Below are 18,887 nucleotides of genomic sequence, written 5' to 3' on the forward strand. Positions count from 1 at the left end.
ACAGCGCTTACCCAACAAGAATTTCAACCCAATTTGATATAAAAAAGCCACCCAAAGGTGGCTTTTTTGCGGCAATCTGAAATCAACCGCGAATACGCTGGGCGATGGTGGTGCTGGCTGTCGGCCCCATGGCTTCCACCCAGTGGCGCACACGCTCCGCATCGGCCAAACGACTGAATTTACCGGCCGAGTCCAGGAAGACCATGATGAGCTTGCGACCGGAGACCTGGGCCTGCATCACCAGGCAGCGCCCGGCTTCTGAAATATAGCCAGTCTTTTGCAGACCGATATCCCAGTTGTCGCTCTTGACTAGGCGGTTGGTATTGTTGAACTGCAGCGTACGGCGGCCCACGGCCACTTCATAACCGGGTGAAGTGGAATATTCACGCATCAAAGGCTCGCCATGGGCAACACCGACCAGCAAGGCCAGATCACGGGCACTGGACTGATTGCTGCTGGACAGACCGGTTGGCTCCACATAGCGCGTATCCTTCATGCCCAGCTGCCGCGCCTTGGCGTTCATCTGCTGCACGAACTGAGCCAGACCGCCTGGATATGTACGGCCCAGCGCGTGGGCTGCACGGTTCTCACTCGACATCAGGGCCAGATGCATCATTTCGGAACGGCTCAGCGTCGTGCCCACGCGCAGGCGCGAGCTGCTGTGCTTTTCCGTATCCACATCATCCTGGGTGATGGTGATCATCTCATCCATAGGCAAGCGTGCTTGCGCGATCAGCAGACCCGTCATCAGCTTGGTCAGCGATGCAATGGGCAACACTGCCTGATCGTTCTTGCTCAACAGCACTTCATGCGTATCTTGATCGATCACATACGCCACGCTGGACTGCAGATCCAGAGGATCGCTCACCGAATGCAAGCCAGCCATCTGCCCGTAGGACAGGCGAGCAGGCTCGACAGGGGCCGCAATCGCTGCAGCCGCCAGCGCGGCACCACCAGCCGCTCCTGCACGCACCAGATGTTTTTTACCCGAGGAGCGCTCTGCTCGCTCAGCCTTGGCGATAGCCGTCTTGCTTCCGTGCTTGCCGGCCGCCGCCACACTGACCTTTTCGGCCTTGCCCCTGCCGGGCTTCTCAGCCTTTTCGGCCTTGGCAACCCGCCCAGCCTTGGCCGACTTGGCATCCGCTGCCACCTTGCCCTTGGCTACTGGCTCCTTGGCCGCAGCCTTCTTGGCAGAAGCCGCCGCAACCGGCTTTTTGACTTCTTTTTTACCCCCTGCAGCATGCGCTGCTGGAGCGGCCAGTACACAACTGAGAAGCGCCACAGACATCAGTTGAGGAAGCTTGGCAAGGCGGAAGGGAGTGAGCAGCTGCATGCGATACCCCAGACAACAAGATGTAATGATTTAATTCAATCAAAAAAGTTGTGAAGTGACAAGCACTTGCACAACTTTTTCGATAATCTGAGTGAAATTATAAATCCTGTACTCAACCTTGTGCAGCCACAATTTCCATATTGCTGTGCAATTTGTTAAGAGCGCTCAGATATGCCTTGGCAGAAGCCACCACAATATCGGGGTCCGCCCCCACGCCATTGACCACGCGACCACTGCGCTGCAGGCGCACAGTGACCTCGCCCTGGCTCTCGGTGGATCCGCTGATCGCATTGACGGAGTACAGCACCATCTCGGCGCCGCTGCGGACTTCGGATTCAATCGCCTTGAACGAAGCATCCACCGGGCCATTGCCTTCAGAGCTCGCCTTGATCTCACGCCCTTCGTTGCTGAACACCACGGTGGCCTGCGGGCGCTCCCCGGTCTCGCTTTGCTGCGCCAGCGAAATGAACTGGAACTGATTCTCATGGTGCTGTGCACCCTCCACATTCACCAGCGCCAGGATGTCCTCGTCGAAAATCTCGCTCTTGCGGTCGGCCAGTTCTTTGAAGCGGGTGAAGGCCTGGTTGATGGCAGCCTCGCTGTCCAATTCCACGCCCAGCTCCTGCAAGCGCTGCTTGAAGGCATTGCGGCCGCTGAGTTTGCCCAGCACGATCTTGTTGGCGCTCCAGCCCACATCCTCTGCGCGCATGATTTCGTAGGTGTCACGCGCCTTGAGCACGCCATCCTGGTGAATGCCGGAAGCATGGGCAAAGGCATTGGCACCCACCACCGCCTTGTTGGGCTGCACCACAAAACCCGTGGTCTGGCTGACCATGCGGCTGGCGGCAACGATGTGCTGGGTGTCGATATTCACATCCAGGCCAAAATAATCCTTGCGGGTCTTGATGGCCATGACCACTTCTTCCAGCGAGCAATTGCCTGCACGCTCACCCAGACCGTTGATCGTGCACTCGATCTGGCGCGCGCCGCCAATCTTCACACCAGCGAGTGAATTGGCAACAGCCATGCCCAGGTCGTTGTGGCAATGCACGGACCAGACAGCCTTGTCGCTGTTGGGCACGCGCTCGCGCAGATTGCGAATGAATTCACCATACAGCTCGGGAATCGCATAGCCCACGGTGTCAGGCACGTTGATGGTGGTGGCACCTTCCTTGATGACGGCTTCGATCACGCGCGCCAGGAAATCGGGTTCGCTGCGGTAGCCGTCTTCGGCGCTGAACTCGATGTCCTCGATCAGATTGCGGCCAAAGCGCACCGCCTGCTTGGCCTGCTCCAGCACCTGCTCGGGTGTCATGCGCAGCTTTTTCTCCATGTGCAGCGGGCTGGTAGCAATGAAGGTGTGAATACGCGCACGATTGGCATCCTTCAAAGCCTCTGCGGCGCGCGCGATATCCCGGTCATTGGCGCGCGAGAGCGAGCACACCGTAGAGTCCTTGATGGCACGGGCAATCCCCTGAATGGATTCGAAGTCACCATTCGACGCTGCCGCAAAACCCGCCTCGATCACATCCACCTTCAGGCGTTCCAGCTGGCGCGCAATACGCAGCTTCTCGTCACGCGTCATGGAAGCTCCGGGCGATTGCTCGCCGTCGCGCAAAGTGGTGTCAAAAATAATGAGTTGGTCGGACATGGTGGGTCTCACTTAAGTTATGGCGCAGCTTATACGCCGTTTTAGTACAGGGATTACCGATAAAAAAGCCGGAACGCTTTTGGCGGCTCCGGCTTTGGACACTAGCTTCAGGCAGCAACCGCTTCTACAGTTGCCGGAGCACGTTGCACTCCCGAGATGATGGCGCGAAGCGAGGCAGACACGATATTGGCATCCACCCCAACGCCGTAGCAGACCTGCTCGTCATCGACGCGCAGCTCCACGTAGGCAATCGCCTTGGCATTCGCACCTTCGCCAATCGCATGCTCGGCGTAATTGAGCACACGCACATTGCGACTCACGGCTGCCGAGAGCGACTGCACAAAGGCATCAATGGGGCCCGTACCTTCGCCTTCCAAAAAATATTTCTCGCCTCCCACTTCAATTTCAGCGGTCATGTTGACGACCCCATCCGCCTCCTGCAAGCGGTACTGGGGCGCCTTGACCGTGTTCACAGCGTATTCACGCTGGAACAAGTCCCACAGGTCGGCAGCCGACAATTCCTTGCCGCTGGCGTCCATCTCTCGCTGCACAACCTGGCTGAATTCGATCTGCAAGCGACGGGGCAGCTGCAGACCGAACTCGCTCTCGAGCAGATAGGCAATACCGCCTTTGCCCGACTGGCTGTTGACGCGAATCACAGCCTCATAGCTACGACCCAGATCCTTTGGATCGATAGGCAAATAAGGCATATCCCAGATATCGCCATCCTTGTGAGCGGCGAAGGCCTTCTTGATGGCATCCTGGTGGGAGCCGGAGAAGGAGGTGTAGACCAGATCACCCACGTAAGGGTGACGCGGATGCACGGGCAACTGGTTGCAATGCTCAACCGTTGCTCGGATATCGTCGATATTGGAGAAATCCAGGCCGGGATTCACACCCTGGATATACATATTGAGGGCAACGTTGACCACATCGAGATTGCCGGTGCGCTCGCCATTGCCAAACAAACAACCTTCGAGGCGATCGGCACCAGCCATCAGCGACAACTCGGCGGCTGCGGTACCAGTACCGCGGTCATTGTGGGGATGCACCGAGATCACCACGCTGTCACGGCGCTCGATATTGCGGTGCGTCCACTCCACCATGTCGGCAAAGATATTGGGCGTGGAATGCTCCACCGTGGTGGGCAAGTTGATGATGCACTTGTTCTCGGGCGTGGGCTGCCACACGGCAGTCACGGCATCGATCACACGCTTGGAGAACTCCAGCTCGGTATCCGAATACATCTCGGGCGAATACTGGAAGGTCCATTGGGTCTGCGGATACTGAGCTGCTATGTCCTTGAACATCTGGGCATTGATGGTGGCCAACTCCACAATCTCATCCTCGCTCATATTCAGCACCACGCGGCGCATCACGGGCGCGGTGGCGTTGTAGAGGTGAACGATGGCACGGGGCACCCCCTCCAGTGCCTCGAAAGTGCGGCGAATCAGATGCTCACGCGCCTGGGTCAGCACCTGGATCGTCACATCATCGGGAATGCGGTTTTCATCGATGAGCTTGCGCAGAAAGTCAAACTCCACTTGCGATGCCGAAGGGAAGCCCACTTCGATTTCCTTGAAGCCGATCTTCACCAGCTGCTCGAACATGCGCATCTTGCGCTCGATATCCATGGGCTCGATCAAGGCCTGATTACCGTCGCGCAGGTCCACACTGCACCAGACCGGGGGCTTGGTAATCACCGCGTCAGGCCAAGTGCGATGGGTCAAGCGCACGGGAGCGAAAGCACGGTATTTGGTGGAGGGGTTCTGCAACATGGTCAGTCTCTTGAATGGAATTGGAAAAAGTGAAAACCCAATCAGCGACGCCCAAACGCAAAAACGGCCCGTCGCTGTAGCTACGGGCCGTCGAGTAGGTGTGTGTCTGTACGTTTGTACGCGCGCGCTACTTCCTCTGCCCGTTGGACATTAGTAGTAGAGCTAGCGACAGGTTTTGCATACGGATCACTTTAACACAAGAAAAGTTGACAAGAGCAAGATTTTTGCGCCGCAGCGTCAATCATCATGCAGCCCACGCTCATCGGGCTCATCCTTGCTGGTTGCCACGATGCTCACCTGCTCACCCTTGGCCCGGCGCCACACATAGATCACATAGCCCGAAATGGAGTAGCCCACAAACACCAGGAACAGCATGGTTGCAGGCTCCACACTGACCACTGCCATCAGCAGGGCCACTACGACCAGCGAGACAAAAGGCATGCTCTTGGCTCCACCAATGTCCTTGAAGCTGTAGTAGGGAATGTTGGTAACCATGGTCAGGCCGGCAAACAAAGTGATGGCGAACATGATCCACGACAGATCGGCCCTATCCGTGGGATAGCCCCCGAACCAGGAAATCACATCGCCAAAGATGGGCACATCGCGGTGCGAGACCATGAGTGCGCTGGTCAACCAGATGAACCCTGCCACAAGCGCCGCCGCGGCAGGCGAAGGCATGCCTTGGAAGTAGCGCTTGTCTACCACACCCGTGTTGACATTGAAACGTGCCAGACGCAACGCAGCACAGGCGCAATAAACGAAGGCCGCAATCCAGCCCCATCGTCCCAGGGGACGCAGTGCCCATTCATAGGCAATCAAAGCCGGAGCCGCACCAAAAGACACCATGTCTGACAGCGAGTCCATCTGCTCGCCAAACGCGCTTTGCGTGTGCGTCATGCGCGCCACACGGCCGTCCAGACTGTCGAGCACCATGGCGCAGAACACGCCCACGGCCGCCAGCTCGAACTTGTTGTTCATGGCCATCACGATGGCGTAAAAGCCACCAAACAGTGCAGCCAAGGTAAATAGATTGGGCAGCACATAAATACCTTTGCGCAGCTTGCGCGAAGCGCCACCAATCTCGCCAGACTCATTGCTGTTCTGCATTAAACAGACCTCCAGTGCTTGCATGTCAATCGCATGCAGCTATTAAAACCATAGTATTTTAAGCAATACCGCATTGGCAATGCCTACTGGAGCCAGTGTACCCGCCAGCCATGCTGTACTTGGAATGAAAAAGGCCACCCTGGGGTGGCCTCTTGCTGACAGGTTTCATCGAGCCTGAGCCCGATGAGATCTGCCATCAGTTGCGAGTCTGGTCGACCAGCTTGTTCTTGGAGATCCAGGGCATCATGGAGCGCAGCTGGCCGCCCACCTGTTCGATGGCGTGTTCGGCATTCTGGCGACGGCGAGCAGTCATCGAAGGATAGTTCAGACGGCCTTCGCTGATGAACATCTTGGCGTATTCACCGCTCTGGATGCGCTTGAGGGCGTTGCGCATGGCCTTGCGGGATTCCTCATTGATGACTTCGGGGCCGGTCACGTACTCACCATACTCGGCATTGTTCGAGATGGAGTAGTTCATGTTGGCAATGCCGCCTTCATACATCAGGTCAACAATCAGCTTCAGCTCGTGCAGGCACTCGAAGTAAGCCATTTCGGGAGCGTAGCCAGCTTCGGTCAGGGTTTCGAAGCCCATCTTCACCAGTTCCACCGCACCGCCGCACAGAACGGCTTGCTCGCCGAACAGGTCGGTTTCGGTTTCTTCCTTGAAGTTGGTTTCGATGATGCCGCCCTTGCCGCCGCCGTTGGCGGAAGCATAGGACAGGGCCACGTCACGGGCCTTGCCGGACTTGTCCTGGTAGATGGCGATCAGGGAAGGAACGCCGCCGCCCTTCAGGTATTCGGAACGCACGGTGTGGCCAGGGCCCTTGGGGGCAACCATGATCACATCCAGATCGGCGCGGGGCACGACCTGGTTGTAGTGCACGTTGAAGCCGTGGGCGAAAGCCAGGGTCGCGCCGGACTTGATATTGGGCTCGACGTTGTTCTTATACACCTCGGGGATGTTCTCGTCGGGCAGCAGGATCATGACCACGTCGGCAGCCTTCACCGCGTCGTTGACTTCCATCACGGTCAGGCCGGCCTTGCCGACCTTGTCCCAGGAAGCGCCGCCCTTGCGCAGACCCACCACGACCTTCACACCGGAGTCGCTCAGGTTCTGAGCGTGGGCATGGCCTTGGCTGCCGTAGCCGATGATGGCAACAGTCTTGCCCTTGATCAGGCTCAGGTCACAGTCCTTGTCGTAGAAAACTTTCATGTTGGCTCCAGGTCTCTTATCTTGAGGGGGTTAAAAAGGTTTGTTCAGATTCAAAAACGCCGCAAAGACAGCGATTAGACACGCAGAATGCGTTCGCCACGGCCAATACCCGAGGCACCTGTACGCACTGTCTCCAGAATGGCAGTACGGTCCAGCGCTTGCAGGAAGGCGTCGTTCTTGGACTGGTCGCCCGTCAGCTCGACGGTGTAGCTCTTTTCGGTGACGTCGATGATGCGCCCACGGAAGATGTCGGCCATGCGCTTCATTTCCTCGCGCTCCTTGCCCACGGCACGCACCTTGACCATCATCAACTCACGTTCGGTATACGAGCCTTCGGTCAGGTCCACCACCTTCACCACTTCAATCAGGCGGTTCAGATGCTTGGTGATCTGCTCGATGACATCGTCCGAACCCGTGGTCAGAATGGTCATGCGCGACAGCGACGGGTCTTCCGTCGGCGCCACAGTCAGGGATTCGATGTTGTAGCCGCGGGCAGAAAACAGGCCCACGACGCGCGACAGTGCTCCTGGCTCGTTCTCGAGCAGCACGGCAATAATGTGTTTCATTGGGAGATTCCTCTTTTCGCCGCCCTCCCCTGACACCGGTAAGTGCCAAGCTTGGCGGGCAATAGATTCGTCAAAAATATCGCTATAAAGAATATAGCTGCTAGCGCTTACTTTACTTTGACTTCATGTCGATTTCATTCACAAATCGACATATCAGTCATCACAAATCGTCAGCACCCAACAGCATTTCCGTGATGCCGCGGCCTGCCTGCACCATCGGGAACACGTTCTCCGTAGGATCGGTGCGGAAGTCCAGGAACACGGTCTTGCTTTCCTCGCGCACGATACGGCGGGCCTCGCGCAGAGCCCCTTCCACATCGGCGGGGTTTTCGACCAGCAGGCCACGATGCCCATAAGCCTCGGCCAGCTTCACAAAGTCAGGCAGCGAGTCCATATAGCTGCTGGAGTAGCGGCCCGAGTACTCAATTTCCTGCCACTGGCGCACCATGCCCAGGAAACGGTTGTTCAGCGCGCAGATCACCACAGGCGTGTTGTACTGCTTGCAGGTCGCCAGCTCCTGAATGTTCATCTGGATCGAGCCTTCACCCGTGATACAGAAGACTTCAGAGTCTGGCTTGGCCAGCTTGATGCCCATGGCATAGGGCAGGCCCACACCCATGGTGCCCAGGCCGCCGGAATTGATCCAGCGGCGCGGCTCGTCAAAGCGGTAGTACTGCGCGGCCCACATCTGGTGCTGCCCCACATCGGAGGTGATGTAGGTGTCGGCATCCTTGGTCATGTTCCACAGCGTGTCGACCACGAACTGGGGCTTGATCACCTCGGTATTGGCCTTGTCGTAGCTCAGGCAGTCGCGGCTGCGCCAGCCTTCGATGGTATTCCACCACTGCCCCAGGGCCGCCTCGTCAGGGCGCTGAGTCGCTTCGCGCAGCATGGCGATCAGCTCGGTCAGCACATCCTTGACATCGCCCACGATGGGCACATCCACCTTCACACGCTTGGAGATGGAGGAAGGATCAATGTCGATGTGGATGATCTTGCGCTCCACCGACATGAAGTGCTTGGGGTTGCCGATCACACGGTCGTCAAAGCGCGCACCCACCGCCAGCAGCACGTCACAGTTCTGCATGGCATTGTTGGCTTCGATCGTGCCGTGCATGCCCAGCATGCCCAGGAACTTCTTGTCGCTGGCCGGATAGGCGCCCAGGCCCATCAGCGTGTGCGTCACGGGGTAGCCCAGCATGTCGACCAGGGTACGCAGCTCGTTGCAGGCATTGCCCAGCAATACGCCACCGCCGGTGTAGATATAGGGGCGCTTGGCCGTCAGCAGCAACTGCAGCGCCTTGCGGATCTGGCCCGCATGGCCCTTCTTGACCGGGTTGTACGAGCGCATTTCCACTTTTTCGGGATAGCCGGTGTACAGCGCCTTCTTGAAGGAGACGTCCTTGGGGATATCCACCACCACGGGGCCGGGACGGCCGGTACGGGCAATGTGGAAAGCCTTTTTCATGGTCTCGGCCAGGTCGCGCACATCCTTGACCAGGAAGTTGTGCTTGACGATGGGACGAGTGATACCGACGGTGTCGCACTCCTGGAACGCATCGGTACCGATGTAATTGGTCGACGTCTGACCGGCCACCACCACCATGGGGATGGAGTCGGTGTAAGCAGTCGCGATACCGGTAACCGCATTCGTCAGGCCGGGGCCGGAAGTCACGAGGGCGACGCCCACTTCACCAGTGGCACGCGCAAAACCGTCGGCGGCGTGCACGGCAGCCTGCTCATGGCGCACCAGCACATGCTGAATGCTGTCTTGCTTGTAAAGCGCGTCGTAGATATAGAGAACAGCCCCGCCTGGGTAGCCCCACAGATGCTTGACACCTTCGGCTTGCAGAGACTTGATGAGGATTTCGGAGCCCATCAATTCCTGGGCGCCCTTGGGGGAGGATGCGGCGGCTGCGGAGGCCAGCTCGGCTTTGGAGATTTCCATGATCAACCTTTGTGAATTTCTCTAACGAAAAACCTTCGGTGCCCTTAGCCTGAAGCCCTTGTGAGGCCGGTTTAGGACTTAAGACCACAAGCCATGGGCGTTCGTGTATACGCCGGACCGTGATCCGTTTGCTTCTTTAAGTTGGAAACATTATCGCACTGCAACAAGACCTTCAACTGCAGTACGCTAAAAAACATCAAGCGATGCCATAATCGCTCATTTTTCGCCGACCGGTAACCGGCTTCTCCAGGGTTTTCTTCTCTTGGCCACAGAACAAGAACTGACTGCATTCTTCAAGGACGTTGAAAAGCGCGCATTCAAGCGCAGCTTCTTCCATGTCCGTGATGAAGATGCGGCCCTGGATATCGTTCAGGACAGCATGCTCAAGCTGGCTCAGCACTATGGCGACAAGCCGATGCAGGAGCTGCCCATGCTGTTTCAACGCATTCTCTCCAACTGCACCCTGGATTGGTTTCGCCGTCAGAAGACACAAAAAGCGGTCTTCACCCATTTCAGCGATCTTGAGTCTTCCGACGAAGATGGAGATTTCAACTGGCTCGACACCTACGCCACCAATCGTGACGACTCCGAGTCCCTCAATGCAGAGAGCCTGACCGAGCGCAAGCAGGTTCTGCAAAGCATAGAAAAAGAAATACAAGAGTTACCGGCGCGTCAACGGGAGGCTTTCCTCATGCGTTATTGGGAGGAGATGGATGTCGCCGAGACCGCTGCCGCCATGGGCTGCTCAGAGGGTAGTGTTAAAACACATTGTTTCCGCGCCATACAAACATTGAGCAAGGCACTCAAGGCCAAAGGAATCGAGTTATGAAATCTGCGCCCACTCTCCGGCAAGAACAGGCTGCCGATCGTATCGCCCGTCATATCACTGCGCGTCTCAGTGAGGGCGAAGCCTTGCTCCCTTACGAAGTGACCGAGCGACTGCGTGCTTCGCGAGAGCGCGCCATCTCCGAGCGTCGCCGTGAAATCTCCGTTCTGCATACCCAGGCCAGCACTGCGGCCTCCGCTCATGGTCACACCATGACGCTGGGCACGCCTGAAAGCGAAGGCAACGGCTGGTGGCGCACGCTGATTTCTGCCATACCGGTTTTCGCACTGATTGCCGGCCTGGTGGTTTATAACGCTCCATCTGACCAGAGTCTGCTGAACGAGGTGACCGAAGTCGATACCGCCTTGCTGACCGACGACCTGCCGCCCGCCGCCTACGCCGACCCTGGCTTCATCCAATACCTCAAGACCTCTGCCACCAGCTCAGAGCATTGATACACCCGACAACTGTCTGAATGCCTTCTGAAAACCGCACCTCTTTGCCACCCGTCAACAGCGCCGCCATCATGGCGGCGATGTTGTTGATAGCCCTGGGCTACACAGGCTGGAATGTGGTGCAGCAGGTGCGACTGGCCCCAAGCTCCGTTCCGCCTGCCACGGTTGCGGCCTCCAAGGCTGTTCACGCTGACCCCAGCACCCGCCAGAAAACCTCCGCCATGGCGGCCGGGCCGCGCTGGGCCGAGCTCAGCCGCCATCAGCGCGACGTTCTGGAGCCCCTGGAAGAACGCTGGCCCATGATTGGCGCCGGCCAAAAGCGCCGCTGGATGGCGCTGGCAGACGGCTTTGACAAGCTCAGCGAACGCGAGCAGGAAAAGCTGCGCAGCCGCATGGAATCCTGGTCCAGCCTGAGCGCAGCCCAACGCAACCAGGCCCGGCTGAACTTCGCCATCACCAACAATCTGGCCACCGACAAGCAGGCTCAATGGGAAGCCTATCAGGCGCTGAGCGACGAGGAAAAGCGGATGCTGGCGGCTCGCGCCGCCCCCAAGGTGGTGACGGTCGCTCCGGCCATCAAACCCATCCCCCAAAAGAAACTGGCCCGTATTCCTGCGGCGACAGCCACCCCCAGCAATGTGCCGAATCTGCCCAAGATTCCCCCCGCCACCATTCACCACCCGCCGCCACCGGTGCCCGCCACTCCGGCCATGGTGGAGACACATCCTGTGCGTACTCCGTCCATCATCGTCGAGACGGCGCCTGTGGATATTCCCCGCGCCACCCCCACGACTTTGCCGCCACTCGATGCGCCAGCGCAAGAATCAGGTTCGAGCCAGGGCAGCAGCCTTCAGGGCAACTAAAGTGCCCTCTACAATGCCCTCATGCAGCAAGAATTACCGGCTCGCGAGGGCAACACCGCCCCTTCCGACACCCCAGTATTGATAGCACCCGGCCTGCGCCGCAGAATGGCTTGCTGGCTTTATGAGGGCATGCTGCTGTTTGGTGTGATCTTTATTGCCGGTTATCTGTTCAGCACCCTGTCGCAAACGCGCAATGCGCTGGACAATCGCCACGCGCTGCAGGCCTTCATGCTGGTAGTGCTGGGAATTTACTTTGTCTGGTTCTGGAGCAAGGGTCAGACCCTGGCCATGAAAACCTGGCATATCCGCGTTGTGGATGCAGCGGGCCGCCCTCTGACTCAGACCCGCGCCCTGCTGCGTTATGCGGCCAGCTGGATGTGGTGGTTGCCACCGCTGGCCGTGCTCTATCCTCTGGGCCTGCCGCCACTGGAAGTGCTGATCCTGCTCATGGGCTGGGTCCTGATCTGGGCTCTGCTCAGCCGCTTTCACCCACAACGCCAGTTCTGGCACGACGCCTGGGCCGGCACGCGACTGATTCACCAAGAGCCCGCACCCAAGCGTATTCGCTAATCACCTTTCCACATGACCCTGCCTCAGCAAGACCCTGTCAATCCACAAAAAAGCCGCACCGGGCTGTCACGCTTTCTGCATGCCGGAAAATACTCGCTACAGGGCCTGCAAGCCGCCTGGTTCGAGCCAGCCTTCCGCCAGGAAGTCATCTGTGCCTTTATTCTGGTACCCGCAGCATTCTGGCTGGGCCAGAGCTGGGAGCAGACAGCGCTGCTGGCCGGCACCGCCATCCTGGTGCTGATCGTGGAGCTGCTCAACACCGGCATCGAGGCGGCCATTGACCGCGTGGGCCTGGAATGGCACGAGCTCTCCAAAAAAGCCAAGGACATGGGCACGGCTGCCGTATTCCTTTCCTTGTGGCTATGCGGCGCCGTCTGGGCCGCTGCGCTCTATCACCGATTCATTGCATGACAAATCCCGCTTTTTCCATCTGCGTGTACTGCGGCTCGCGCCCCGGCACCAATCCTCAATTTACCGAAATCGCCAAGGCCACCGGCCAATGGATTGGCGAGCGCGGCGGCCAGTTGGTCTATGGTGGCGGACGCAGCGGCCTGATGGGTGTGGTGGCCGAAGCCACACGCCAGGCTGGCGGCCGCGTCGTCGGCATCATTCCCCAGGCACTGGTGGACAAGGAGCTGGCCAACCAGGCCTGCGACGAGCTGCATATCGTCAAGAACATGCACGAGCGCAAAGCCATGATGGCCGAGCGCAGCGATGCCTTTGTGGCACTGCCCGGCGGCATAGGTACCTTCGAGGAACTGTTCGAGGTCTGGACCTGGCGCCAGCTCGGCTATCACGACAAGCCCATCGGCCTGATCAATGTCGATGGCTACTACGACGCCATGCTGCAGTTTCTGCAATCGTGCGTCAGCAATGGCCTGATGGGTGAGTGGCAGATGGGCCTGATCGAAAGCAGCAGTGACGCCCCGGCCCTGCTGCAGAACATGGTTCAGAACTCAGGCACCCGCCTCGACACCCCCAACCTGAGATCCGTGATCTGAATAACAAAAAGCCAGCTTTTCTGCTGGCCTCTGCTCAAATCGCTCCCTGAATCAGGAACAACAGGCAAGGGCCTAGGCGGCCCCACCGCCCCGCAGCGATGGTGCCGTCCCCGCACAGCGCCTCAAGGGGGAAGATTAGATCGCCGAGTCGTCCAGCTCGCCCGTGCGGATGCGCACGACACGCTCCACGGGCGTGATGAAGATCTTGCCGTCGCCAATCTTGCCGGTGCGTGCCACATTGACGATGGCGTCCACGCAGCGCTCGGCGTCTTCGTCCTTGACCACCACCTCGATCTTCACCTTGGGCAGAAAGTCCACCACATACTCGGCACCGCGGTACAGCTCGGTGTGCCCCTTCTGACGACCAAAGCCCTTGACCTCCGTCACGGTCAGGCCATTCACCCCACATTCGGCCAGCGCCTCGCGCACTTCCTCGAGCTTGAATGGCTTGATGACGGCTGTGATCATTTTCATGGGCTTAACTCCTGACTAAATTGAATCGGCATCGCGTCTGAGGCCTGGCCTCAGGCGCGGAATTTGTTGGTGATGGGATAGCGCCAGTCCTTGCCAAAACTGCGAACAGTCAGACGCGGGCCTATGGGTGCCTGGCGGCGCTTGTATTCATTGATTTGTATCAGACGCGTGACCCGCTCGACATCGGCCGCTGCAAAACCCTCGGCAACGATGGAGCTTATGCTCTCATTGTTTTCCATATAGCGAGCCACGATGGCGTCCAGCACCTCGTAGGCAGGCAAGCTGTCCTGGTCTTTCTGGTCGGGGCGCAACTCGGCACTGGGCGGGCGCGTGATGATGCGCTCGGGAATGGGATCCAGACCCGTGCCGAACGGGTCATTGGCATTGCGCCAGCGTGCCAGCGCAAACACCTCGGTCTTGAACACATCCTTGATGACCGCAAAGCCACCGGCCATATCGCCATACAGCGTGCAGTAGCCGGTGGACATCTCGCTCTTGTTGCCCGTGGTCAGCACAATGGAGCCGAACTTGTTGCTCATGCCCATGAGCAGGGTGCCGCGGATACGCGCCTGCAGGTTTTCCTCGGTCGTGTCCTCGGCCCGGCCCGCAAAAGCCGGAGCCAGCGCCGCCTTGAAGGCCTCGAACTGGGGCGCGATATTGATTTCCTCATGCTGCACGCCCACGCGCTCGGCCATCTCGCGCGCATCCAGCCAGCTGATGTCTGCCGTATAGGGCGAGGGCATCATCACCGTGCGCACCTTGTCTGCACCCAGCGCATCGACGGCGATGGACAGCACCAGGGCCGAATCCATGCCCCCCGACAAGCCGATGATGGCACCGGGAAAACGATTTTTGCCCACATAGTCGCGCACGGACAGCACCAGAGCCGACCATAACGCCTCATGGTGAGCAGGCGCAGGCTGGATTTCGCCAGCCAGAGCCAGACGCCCGCCAACTGCCTGCGCTTTGACCAGGAGCAGGTCTTCGCCAAATGCAGCAGCGCGCGCAGCGATCTGGCCATCGGCCTGCACGGCGAAGGAGCCGCCGTCAAATACGACCTCATCCTGTCCACCCACCAGATGGGCATAGACCAGTGGCACACCTGTTTCTGTAGCACGCTGCGCAAGTACTGCCTCGCGCTCTGCCTGCTTTCCTGCATGAAATGGCGATGCATTGATGACTGCCAGCAGCTGTGCGCCAGCATCCACTGCGGCTTTTGCCGGGCCCGAGTGCCAGGCATCCTCACAAATCAGCAGGCCAATGTTCACGCCATCGATGTCCACCACACAGGGCTGATCACCGGCTGCAAAATAGCGCTGCTCGTCGAACACGCCAAAATTGGGCAGCAACTGCTTGGCATAGCTGGCCATCAGCTGGCCATCGCACAGCACGCTGGCAGCATTGAACAATGGAGCACCCGCAGCATCTTGCCGGGGATGACCGATAAGCAACGCCAGGCCAGGCCACCGGGTGCTGGCAGCCCTGAGCTGCTCCAGCGCCTCCTGGCAGGCGGCGATAAATGCAGGGCGCAGATACAGGTCTTCGGCAGCGTAGCCGCACAGCGCAAGCTCGGGTGTCAGCAGCAGGCGCGCGCCCTGGGCATGGGCCTGTTCAGCGGCATCAATGATTTTCTGGACATTGCCAGAGAGGTCGCCCACGACGAAATTGCGTTGGGCACAGCAGATGGAGAGCGTCATGAAAAGCAAGCTGGGTGCGAGGGCCACCTAAGAACGTGTTTACGATCTCCACGCGGGTGTGTAGTCGCGGCCTCGGGCGGTCTGCGTTGTTGCAAATCCTCGCAATAGCCAAACTATTGCTGCGGTTTGCGCCTAGCAGCCCATCCCGATCCGCATCCCACACCCCTTCGCGCAAGATCGCAAACACGTTCTCAGACAATCAGGGCATGGCCGAAAACAAGATTATCACTCGCGTGCTTGCCAGCGTGCAGCAGCTGGACGCACAAACCTGGAATGCCTTGCTGGCCTGCCAGCCCACGCCCACGCCTTTCATGCGCCACGAATACCTGGCCGCCATGGAACAAAGCGGCAGCGCCAGCGCCCAGACGGGCTGGGCCTGCCGCGTCATCACGGTTTGGGATGGAGATGAGCTGCTGGCCGCCTGCCCCGTCTATCTCAAGAGCCACTCCTACGGCGAATACGTGTTCGACTGGGCCTGGGCTCGTGCCTATCAGCAGCATGGCCTGCCCTACTACCCCAAGGCCATCGTCGCCGTACCGTTCACACCGGTGCCCGGCACCAGACTGCTGGCACGCAGCCAGCCGTTGCGCATGGCACTGGTTCAGGCGCTGCAGCAATGGGCGGAGGATGAACAGCTATCGTCCTTGCACCTGCTGTTTGGCGATGCCCATGATCTGCAAGCCTGCCATGCCGCTGGCTGGATGCAGCGCAGCACCGTGCAGTTTCATTGGACCAACGGGCAACGTGCCAACGAACCGGTTGCCATGGGCCAGGCATTTCTGGACTTCGATGACTTTCTGGCTTCCTTGCAGCAGGAAAAGCGCAAAAAAATCCGCCAGGAACGGCGCAAGGTGCGTGAAGCCGGCGTGCGCTTCAAAAGCCTGCAAGGCAAAGAGATTACGGCCAGCGACTGGGCTTTTTTCTATCGCTGCTATGAGCGCACCTATCTGGAGCACGGCAACCCGCCCTATCTGACGCCGGAGTTCTTTACGGCCATGAGCGAATCCATGCCCGAGAACTGGGTGATGTTCATTGCGGAACGGGATGGCCGCCCTATTGCCTGCAGTTTGATAGCGGTCAGCGCTGACCAGCCCCCATTTTCAGCGTTAAACCATTCTGAAATCATTTCCAATCAAGCGTCAGCAGCTATCAATAACAAAGTAGCCTACGGCCGCTACTGGGGAGCACTGGAGAGGGTGGACAGCCTGCATTTCGAGGCCTGCTACTACCAGCCCATAGCATGGTGTATTGCCAACGGCTACGGCCGCTTTGAAGGTGGCGCCCAGGGCGAGCACAAAATGGCCCGCGCCCTGCTGCCCATGGAAACACCCAGCGCGCACTGGGTGGCTCACCCGGCCTTTGCCGATGCCATTGCCCGCTTTCTGGAGCGCGAAGGCGAAGGCATGGCCGACTATCTGCAAATGCTGCAGGCTCACAGCCCGCTGCGCCAGACAAGGGAGCCGCAACCATAAAAAAGGCCGCTTTGCAGCGGCCCAAGAGGAAGAGACACGGCGGTCTCAGCCATACCAATCAGAAAGTTTCCCAGTCGTCCTCGGTGCTTGAGGTCTTGCGCGATGTGCTGCCCGTTAGCGCCTGAGGTGCCGGCTGCGGCACAGTCTTGGGCGATAGCGGTCGGCGTGGTGCCGGCATGGCTGCGCTGGCAGTCGGGCTAGCAACCGGACGGGAGGCAGAGCTGGCAACAGACGGCACCGCCGCCGAATGCGCGCCTCGCTCATGCATGGCATGGGGCGGCAACTGAAAGACGGCAACGGCCTGCACCAGTTCCTGGGCCTGCTTGCGCAGCGCGCCTGCGGCTGCGGCGCTTTCCTCCACCAGCGCAGCATTTTGCTGGGTGGTCTGGTCCATCTGCGTAACGGCCTCGCCCACCTGGGCCACGCCCTGGCTTTGCTCCTGGCTGGCCGCACTGATCTCCGCCATGATGTCGGTGACGCGGCGAATCGCCGTCACGATGTCCTCCATGGTGCTGCCGGCCTTGTCCACCAGCTGCGTGCCTTGCTCCACACGCTGCACACTGGTGGTGATCAGCGCCTTGATTTCCTTGGCAGCTTCGGCGCTGCGCTGGGCCAGCGTGCGCACCTCGCCCGCCACCACGGCAAAGCCACGGCCCTGCTCGCCCGCACGAGCGGCTTCCACCGCCGCGTTCAACGCCAGGATATTGGTCTGGAAAGCAATGGAGTCGATGACCGAGATGATGTCGGCAATCTGGTGGCTGCTGTTGTTGATGCCCTTCATGGTTTCGACGACTTCGGCCACCACGGCACCGCCCTGTGCCGCCACCTTCGAGGCGTTCTCCGCCATCTGATTGGCGGCGCGGGCGTTATCGGCGTTCTGACGCACGGTAGAGCCCAGTTGTTCCATCGAGGCAGCGGTTTCCTCCAGCGCACTGGCCTGCTCTTCGGTACGGCTGGACAGATCGGCGTTACCGGAGGCAATCTGCGAGCTGGCCGAAGCCACGCCTTCGGCGTTCAGGCGTACCGAACGCACGGTCTGCACCAAGCTGGTCTGCATGCGCTCCAGAGCCATCAGCAACTGACCGGTTTCGTCATGACGCGTGGCCCGGATGTCGGCACTCAAGTCACCGTTGGCCACCCGGTCGGCCGCCTTGACCGCCTGCTCCAGCGGCGCACGGATGGAGCGCACCAGCCAGATACCGGCAATCACGGCCAGCAGCAGCGCCACCACGGTGGCTCCCACCAGCATCACGACCGCACGGTCGTACACCTCGTTCGAGGCCTTGGTCTCGGCACGCGCCATATCGCTGTTGTATTTGACCAATTTCTCCAGCGTGGCCGTGGACTGGTTATAGAGCGTCAGCGATTCACCGGCCATGAGTTCCTTGGCCTTGTCCTTTTCGCCGTCATGCGAGAATTTGAGCAACTGCGTGCTCAATTCCAGATAGCGCTCACGCTCCTTGATGAACTGGTTATAGAGGCCCTGCTCCTCCGGAGAGATGATGAGCGGCTCATAGAATTTCTTGTCCGCCGCCAGGCGCACCTGCAGTTCGGCATATTGCTTTTCCACCTGCGCCATCTGCTCTGCGTCGGAGCTGTTGACATGACGCAATTCCAGCAGACGCGCGCGTACCAGCTCGGTGCTGATGGTGTTGATGGTTTCCACGCTGGGCAGTGCGTTGCCGGTAATGGTTTCGGTGTTTCCACGCATGGAGCGCAGCTGCATCAAAGCAATGCTGACCACCACCACGAGCAAAAGCACCAGAATGCTGATGAGTCCCAAGATGCGCGTGGAGATTTTGATGTTCTTCATCCCAAGTGCTCCCTCTGTCCCTGAAAATGTGGACGAATGCTGTGCTGCCAAGCAATAAGGCATTCAATGATTAATTCATATTCTCATCTGGCCAGGCCAGCCATCACGCACATGCTGCAT

At 59.2% G+C, this 18,887-nt stretch carries 17 protein-coding genes; 7 read left to right on the forward strand and 10 right to left on the reverse strand.

The genetic code is table 11. The features are described 5' to 3' along the window. Window positions 1–82: 82 nt before the first annotated feature. The 7 genes from pbpG to QMY55_RS15395 all read right to left on the reverse strand — a co-directional run bounded on the left by pbpG (window position 83) and on the right by QMY55_RS15395 (window position 9,596). On the reverse strand, window positions 83–1,333 hold the full coding sequence (gene pbpG / locus QMY55_RS15365; protein WP_283485051.1) for a D-alanyl-D-alanine endopeptidase: 1,251 nt from the start codon (window positions 1,331–1,333) through the stop codon (window positions 83–85). 112 nt (window positions 1,334–1,445) lie between these two features. Then, window positions 1,446–2,984 (reverse strand): 2-isopropylmalate synthase, encoded by a 1,539-nt coding sequence (locus QMY55_RS15370; RefSeq protein ID WP_283485052.1) that lies wholly within the window; start codon window positions 2,982–2,984, stop codon window positions 1,446–1,448. Between the two features lie 107 nt (window positions 2,985–3,091). Continuing rightward, window positions 3,092–4,762 (reverse strand): 2-isopropylmalate synthase, encoded by a 1,671-nt coding sequence (gene leuA / locus QMY55_RS15375; RefSeq protein ID WP_283485053.1) that lies wholly within the window; start codon window positions 4,760–4,762, stop codon window positions 3,092–3,094. A 237-nt stretch (window positions 4,763–4,999) separates the two neighbouring features. Then, on the reverse strand, window positions 5,000–5,869 hold the full coding sequence (pssA, locus tag QMY55_RS15380) for a CDP-diacylglycerol--serine O-phosphatidyltransferase (protein WP_283485054.1): 870 nt from the start codon (window positions 5,867–5,869) through the stop codon (window positions 5,000–5,002). A gap of 196 nt (window positions 5,870–6,065) precedes the next feature. Next, entirely contained in the window at window positions 6,066–7,082 is a 1,017-nt protein-coding gene (gene ilvC / locus QMY55_RS15385) for a ketol-acid reductoisomerase (RefSeq protein ID WP_283485055.1), read from the reverse strand. Window positions 7,083–7,156: 74 nt separating this feature from the next. Next, on the reverse strand, window positions 7,157–7,648 hold the full coding sequence (ilvN, locus tag QMY55_RS15390) for an acetolactate synthase small subunit (RefSeq protein WP_283485056.1): 492 nt from the start codon (window positions 7,646–7,648) through the stop codon (window positions 7,157–7,159). A 160-nt stretch (window positions 7,649–7,808) separates the two neighbouring features. Further along, window positions 7,809–9,596 (reverse strand): acetolactate synthase 3 catalytic subunit, encoded by a 1,788-nt coding sequence (locus tag QMY55_RS15395; protein WP_283485057.1) that lies wholly within the window; start codon window positions 9,594–9,596, stop codon window positions 7,809–7,811. Between the two features lie 262 nt (window positions 9,597–9,858). Here QMY55_RS15395 and QMY55_RS15400 point away from each other — a divergent pair, with 262 nt between their 5' ends. The 6 genes from QMY55_RS15400 to QMY55_RS15425 all read left to right on the forward strand — a co-directional run bounded on the left by QMY55_RS15400 (window position 9,859) and on the right by QMY55_RS15425 (window position 13,311). Next, entirely contained in the window at window positions 9,859–10,425 is a 567-nt protein-coding gene (locus QMY55_RS15400) for an RNA polymerase sigma factor (RefSeq protein WP_283485058.1), read from the forward strand. Then, window positions 10,422–10,877, forward strand: a complete 456-nt coding sequence (locus tag QMY55_RS15405; protein WP_283485059.1) for a DUF3619 family protein — start codon at window positions 10,422–10,424, stop codon at window positions 10,875–10,877. The genes QMY55_RS15400 and QMY55_RS15405 overlap by 4 nt, the downstream gene beginning before the upstream one ends. Window positions 10,878–10,897: 20 nt before the next feature. After that, window positions 10,898–11,740, forward strand: a complete 843-nt coding sequence (locus tag QMY55_RS15410) for a DUF3106 domain-containing protein (RefSeq protein ID WP_283485060.1) — start codon at window positions 10,898–10,900, stop codon at window positions 11,738–11,740. Between the two features lie 105 nt (window positions 11,741–11,845). Beyond that, window positions 11,846–12,310, forward strand: a complete 465-nt coding sequence (locus QMY55_RS15415; RefSeq protein WP_407650701.1) for an RDD family protein — start codon at window positions 11,846–11,848, stop codon at window positions 12,308–12,310. A 12-nt stretch (window positions 12,311–12,322) separates the two neighbouring features. Beyond that, the gene (locus QMY55_RS15420; RefSeq protein WP_283485062.1) at window positions 12,323–12,721 is read left to right on the forward strand and encodes a diacylglycerol kinase; all 399 of its coding nucleotides are present in this window, start codon (window positions 12,323–12,325) and stop codon (window positions 12,719–12,721) included. Then, complete coding sequence (locus QMY55_RS15425) at window positions 12,718–13,311, forward strand: LOG family protein (protein WP_283485063.1); 594 nt, start codon at window positions 12,718–12,720, stop codon at window positions 13,309–13,311. Before QMY55_RS15420 ends, QMY55_RS15425 begins: the two co-directional genes overlap by 4 nt. 135 nt (window positions 13,312–13,446) lie before the next feature. Here QMY55_RS15425 and QMY55_RS15430 read toward each other — a convergent pair whose 3' ends face one another. After that, a complete protein-coding gene (locus QMY55_RS15430) occupies window positions 13,447–13,785 on the reverse strand; it encodes a P-II family nitrogen regulator (RefSeq protein ID WP_283485064.1) in 339 nt (112 codons plus the stop codon). Between the two features lie 50 nt (window positions 13,786–13,835). Beyond that, window positions 13,836–15,482, reverse strand: coding sequence for an NAD+ synthase (locus QMY55_RS15435; RefSeq protein ID WP_283485065.1), 1,647 nt, complete (start codon window positions 15,480–15,482; stop codon window positions 13,836–13,838). A gap of 206 nt (window positions 15,483–15,688) precedes the next feature. Between QMY55_RS15435 and QMY55_RS15440 the strand changes: the two genes are divergently transcribed. Further along, window positions 15,689–16,954: a GNAT family N-acetyltransferase gene (locus tag QMY55_RS15440; RefSeq protein ID WP_283485066.1), complete on the forward strand. Its 1,266-nt coding sequence runs from the start codon at window positions 15,689–15,691 to the stop codon at window positions 16,952–16,954. 58 nt (window positions 16,955–17,012) lie between these two features. Here the strand turns inward: QMY55_RS15440 and QMY55_RS15445 are convergent, their stop codons facing one another. Then, window positions 17,013–18,767 carry a methyl-accepting chemotaxis protein gene (locus tag QMY55_RS15445; RefSeq protein ID WP_283485067.1) on the reverse strand — a complete coding sequence of 585 codons (1,755 nt, stop codon included), beginning with the start codon at window positions 18,765–18,767 and terminating at the stop codon, window positions 17,013–17,015. Window positions 18,768–18,887 lie beyond the last annotated feature (120 nt).

The sequence above is a fragment of the Comamonas resistens genome, assembly GCF_030064165.1.
Lineage (GTDB): Bacteria > Pseudomonadota > Gammaproteobacteria > Burkholderiales > Burkholderiaceae_C > Comamonas > Comamonas resistens.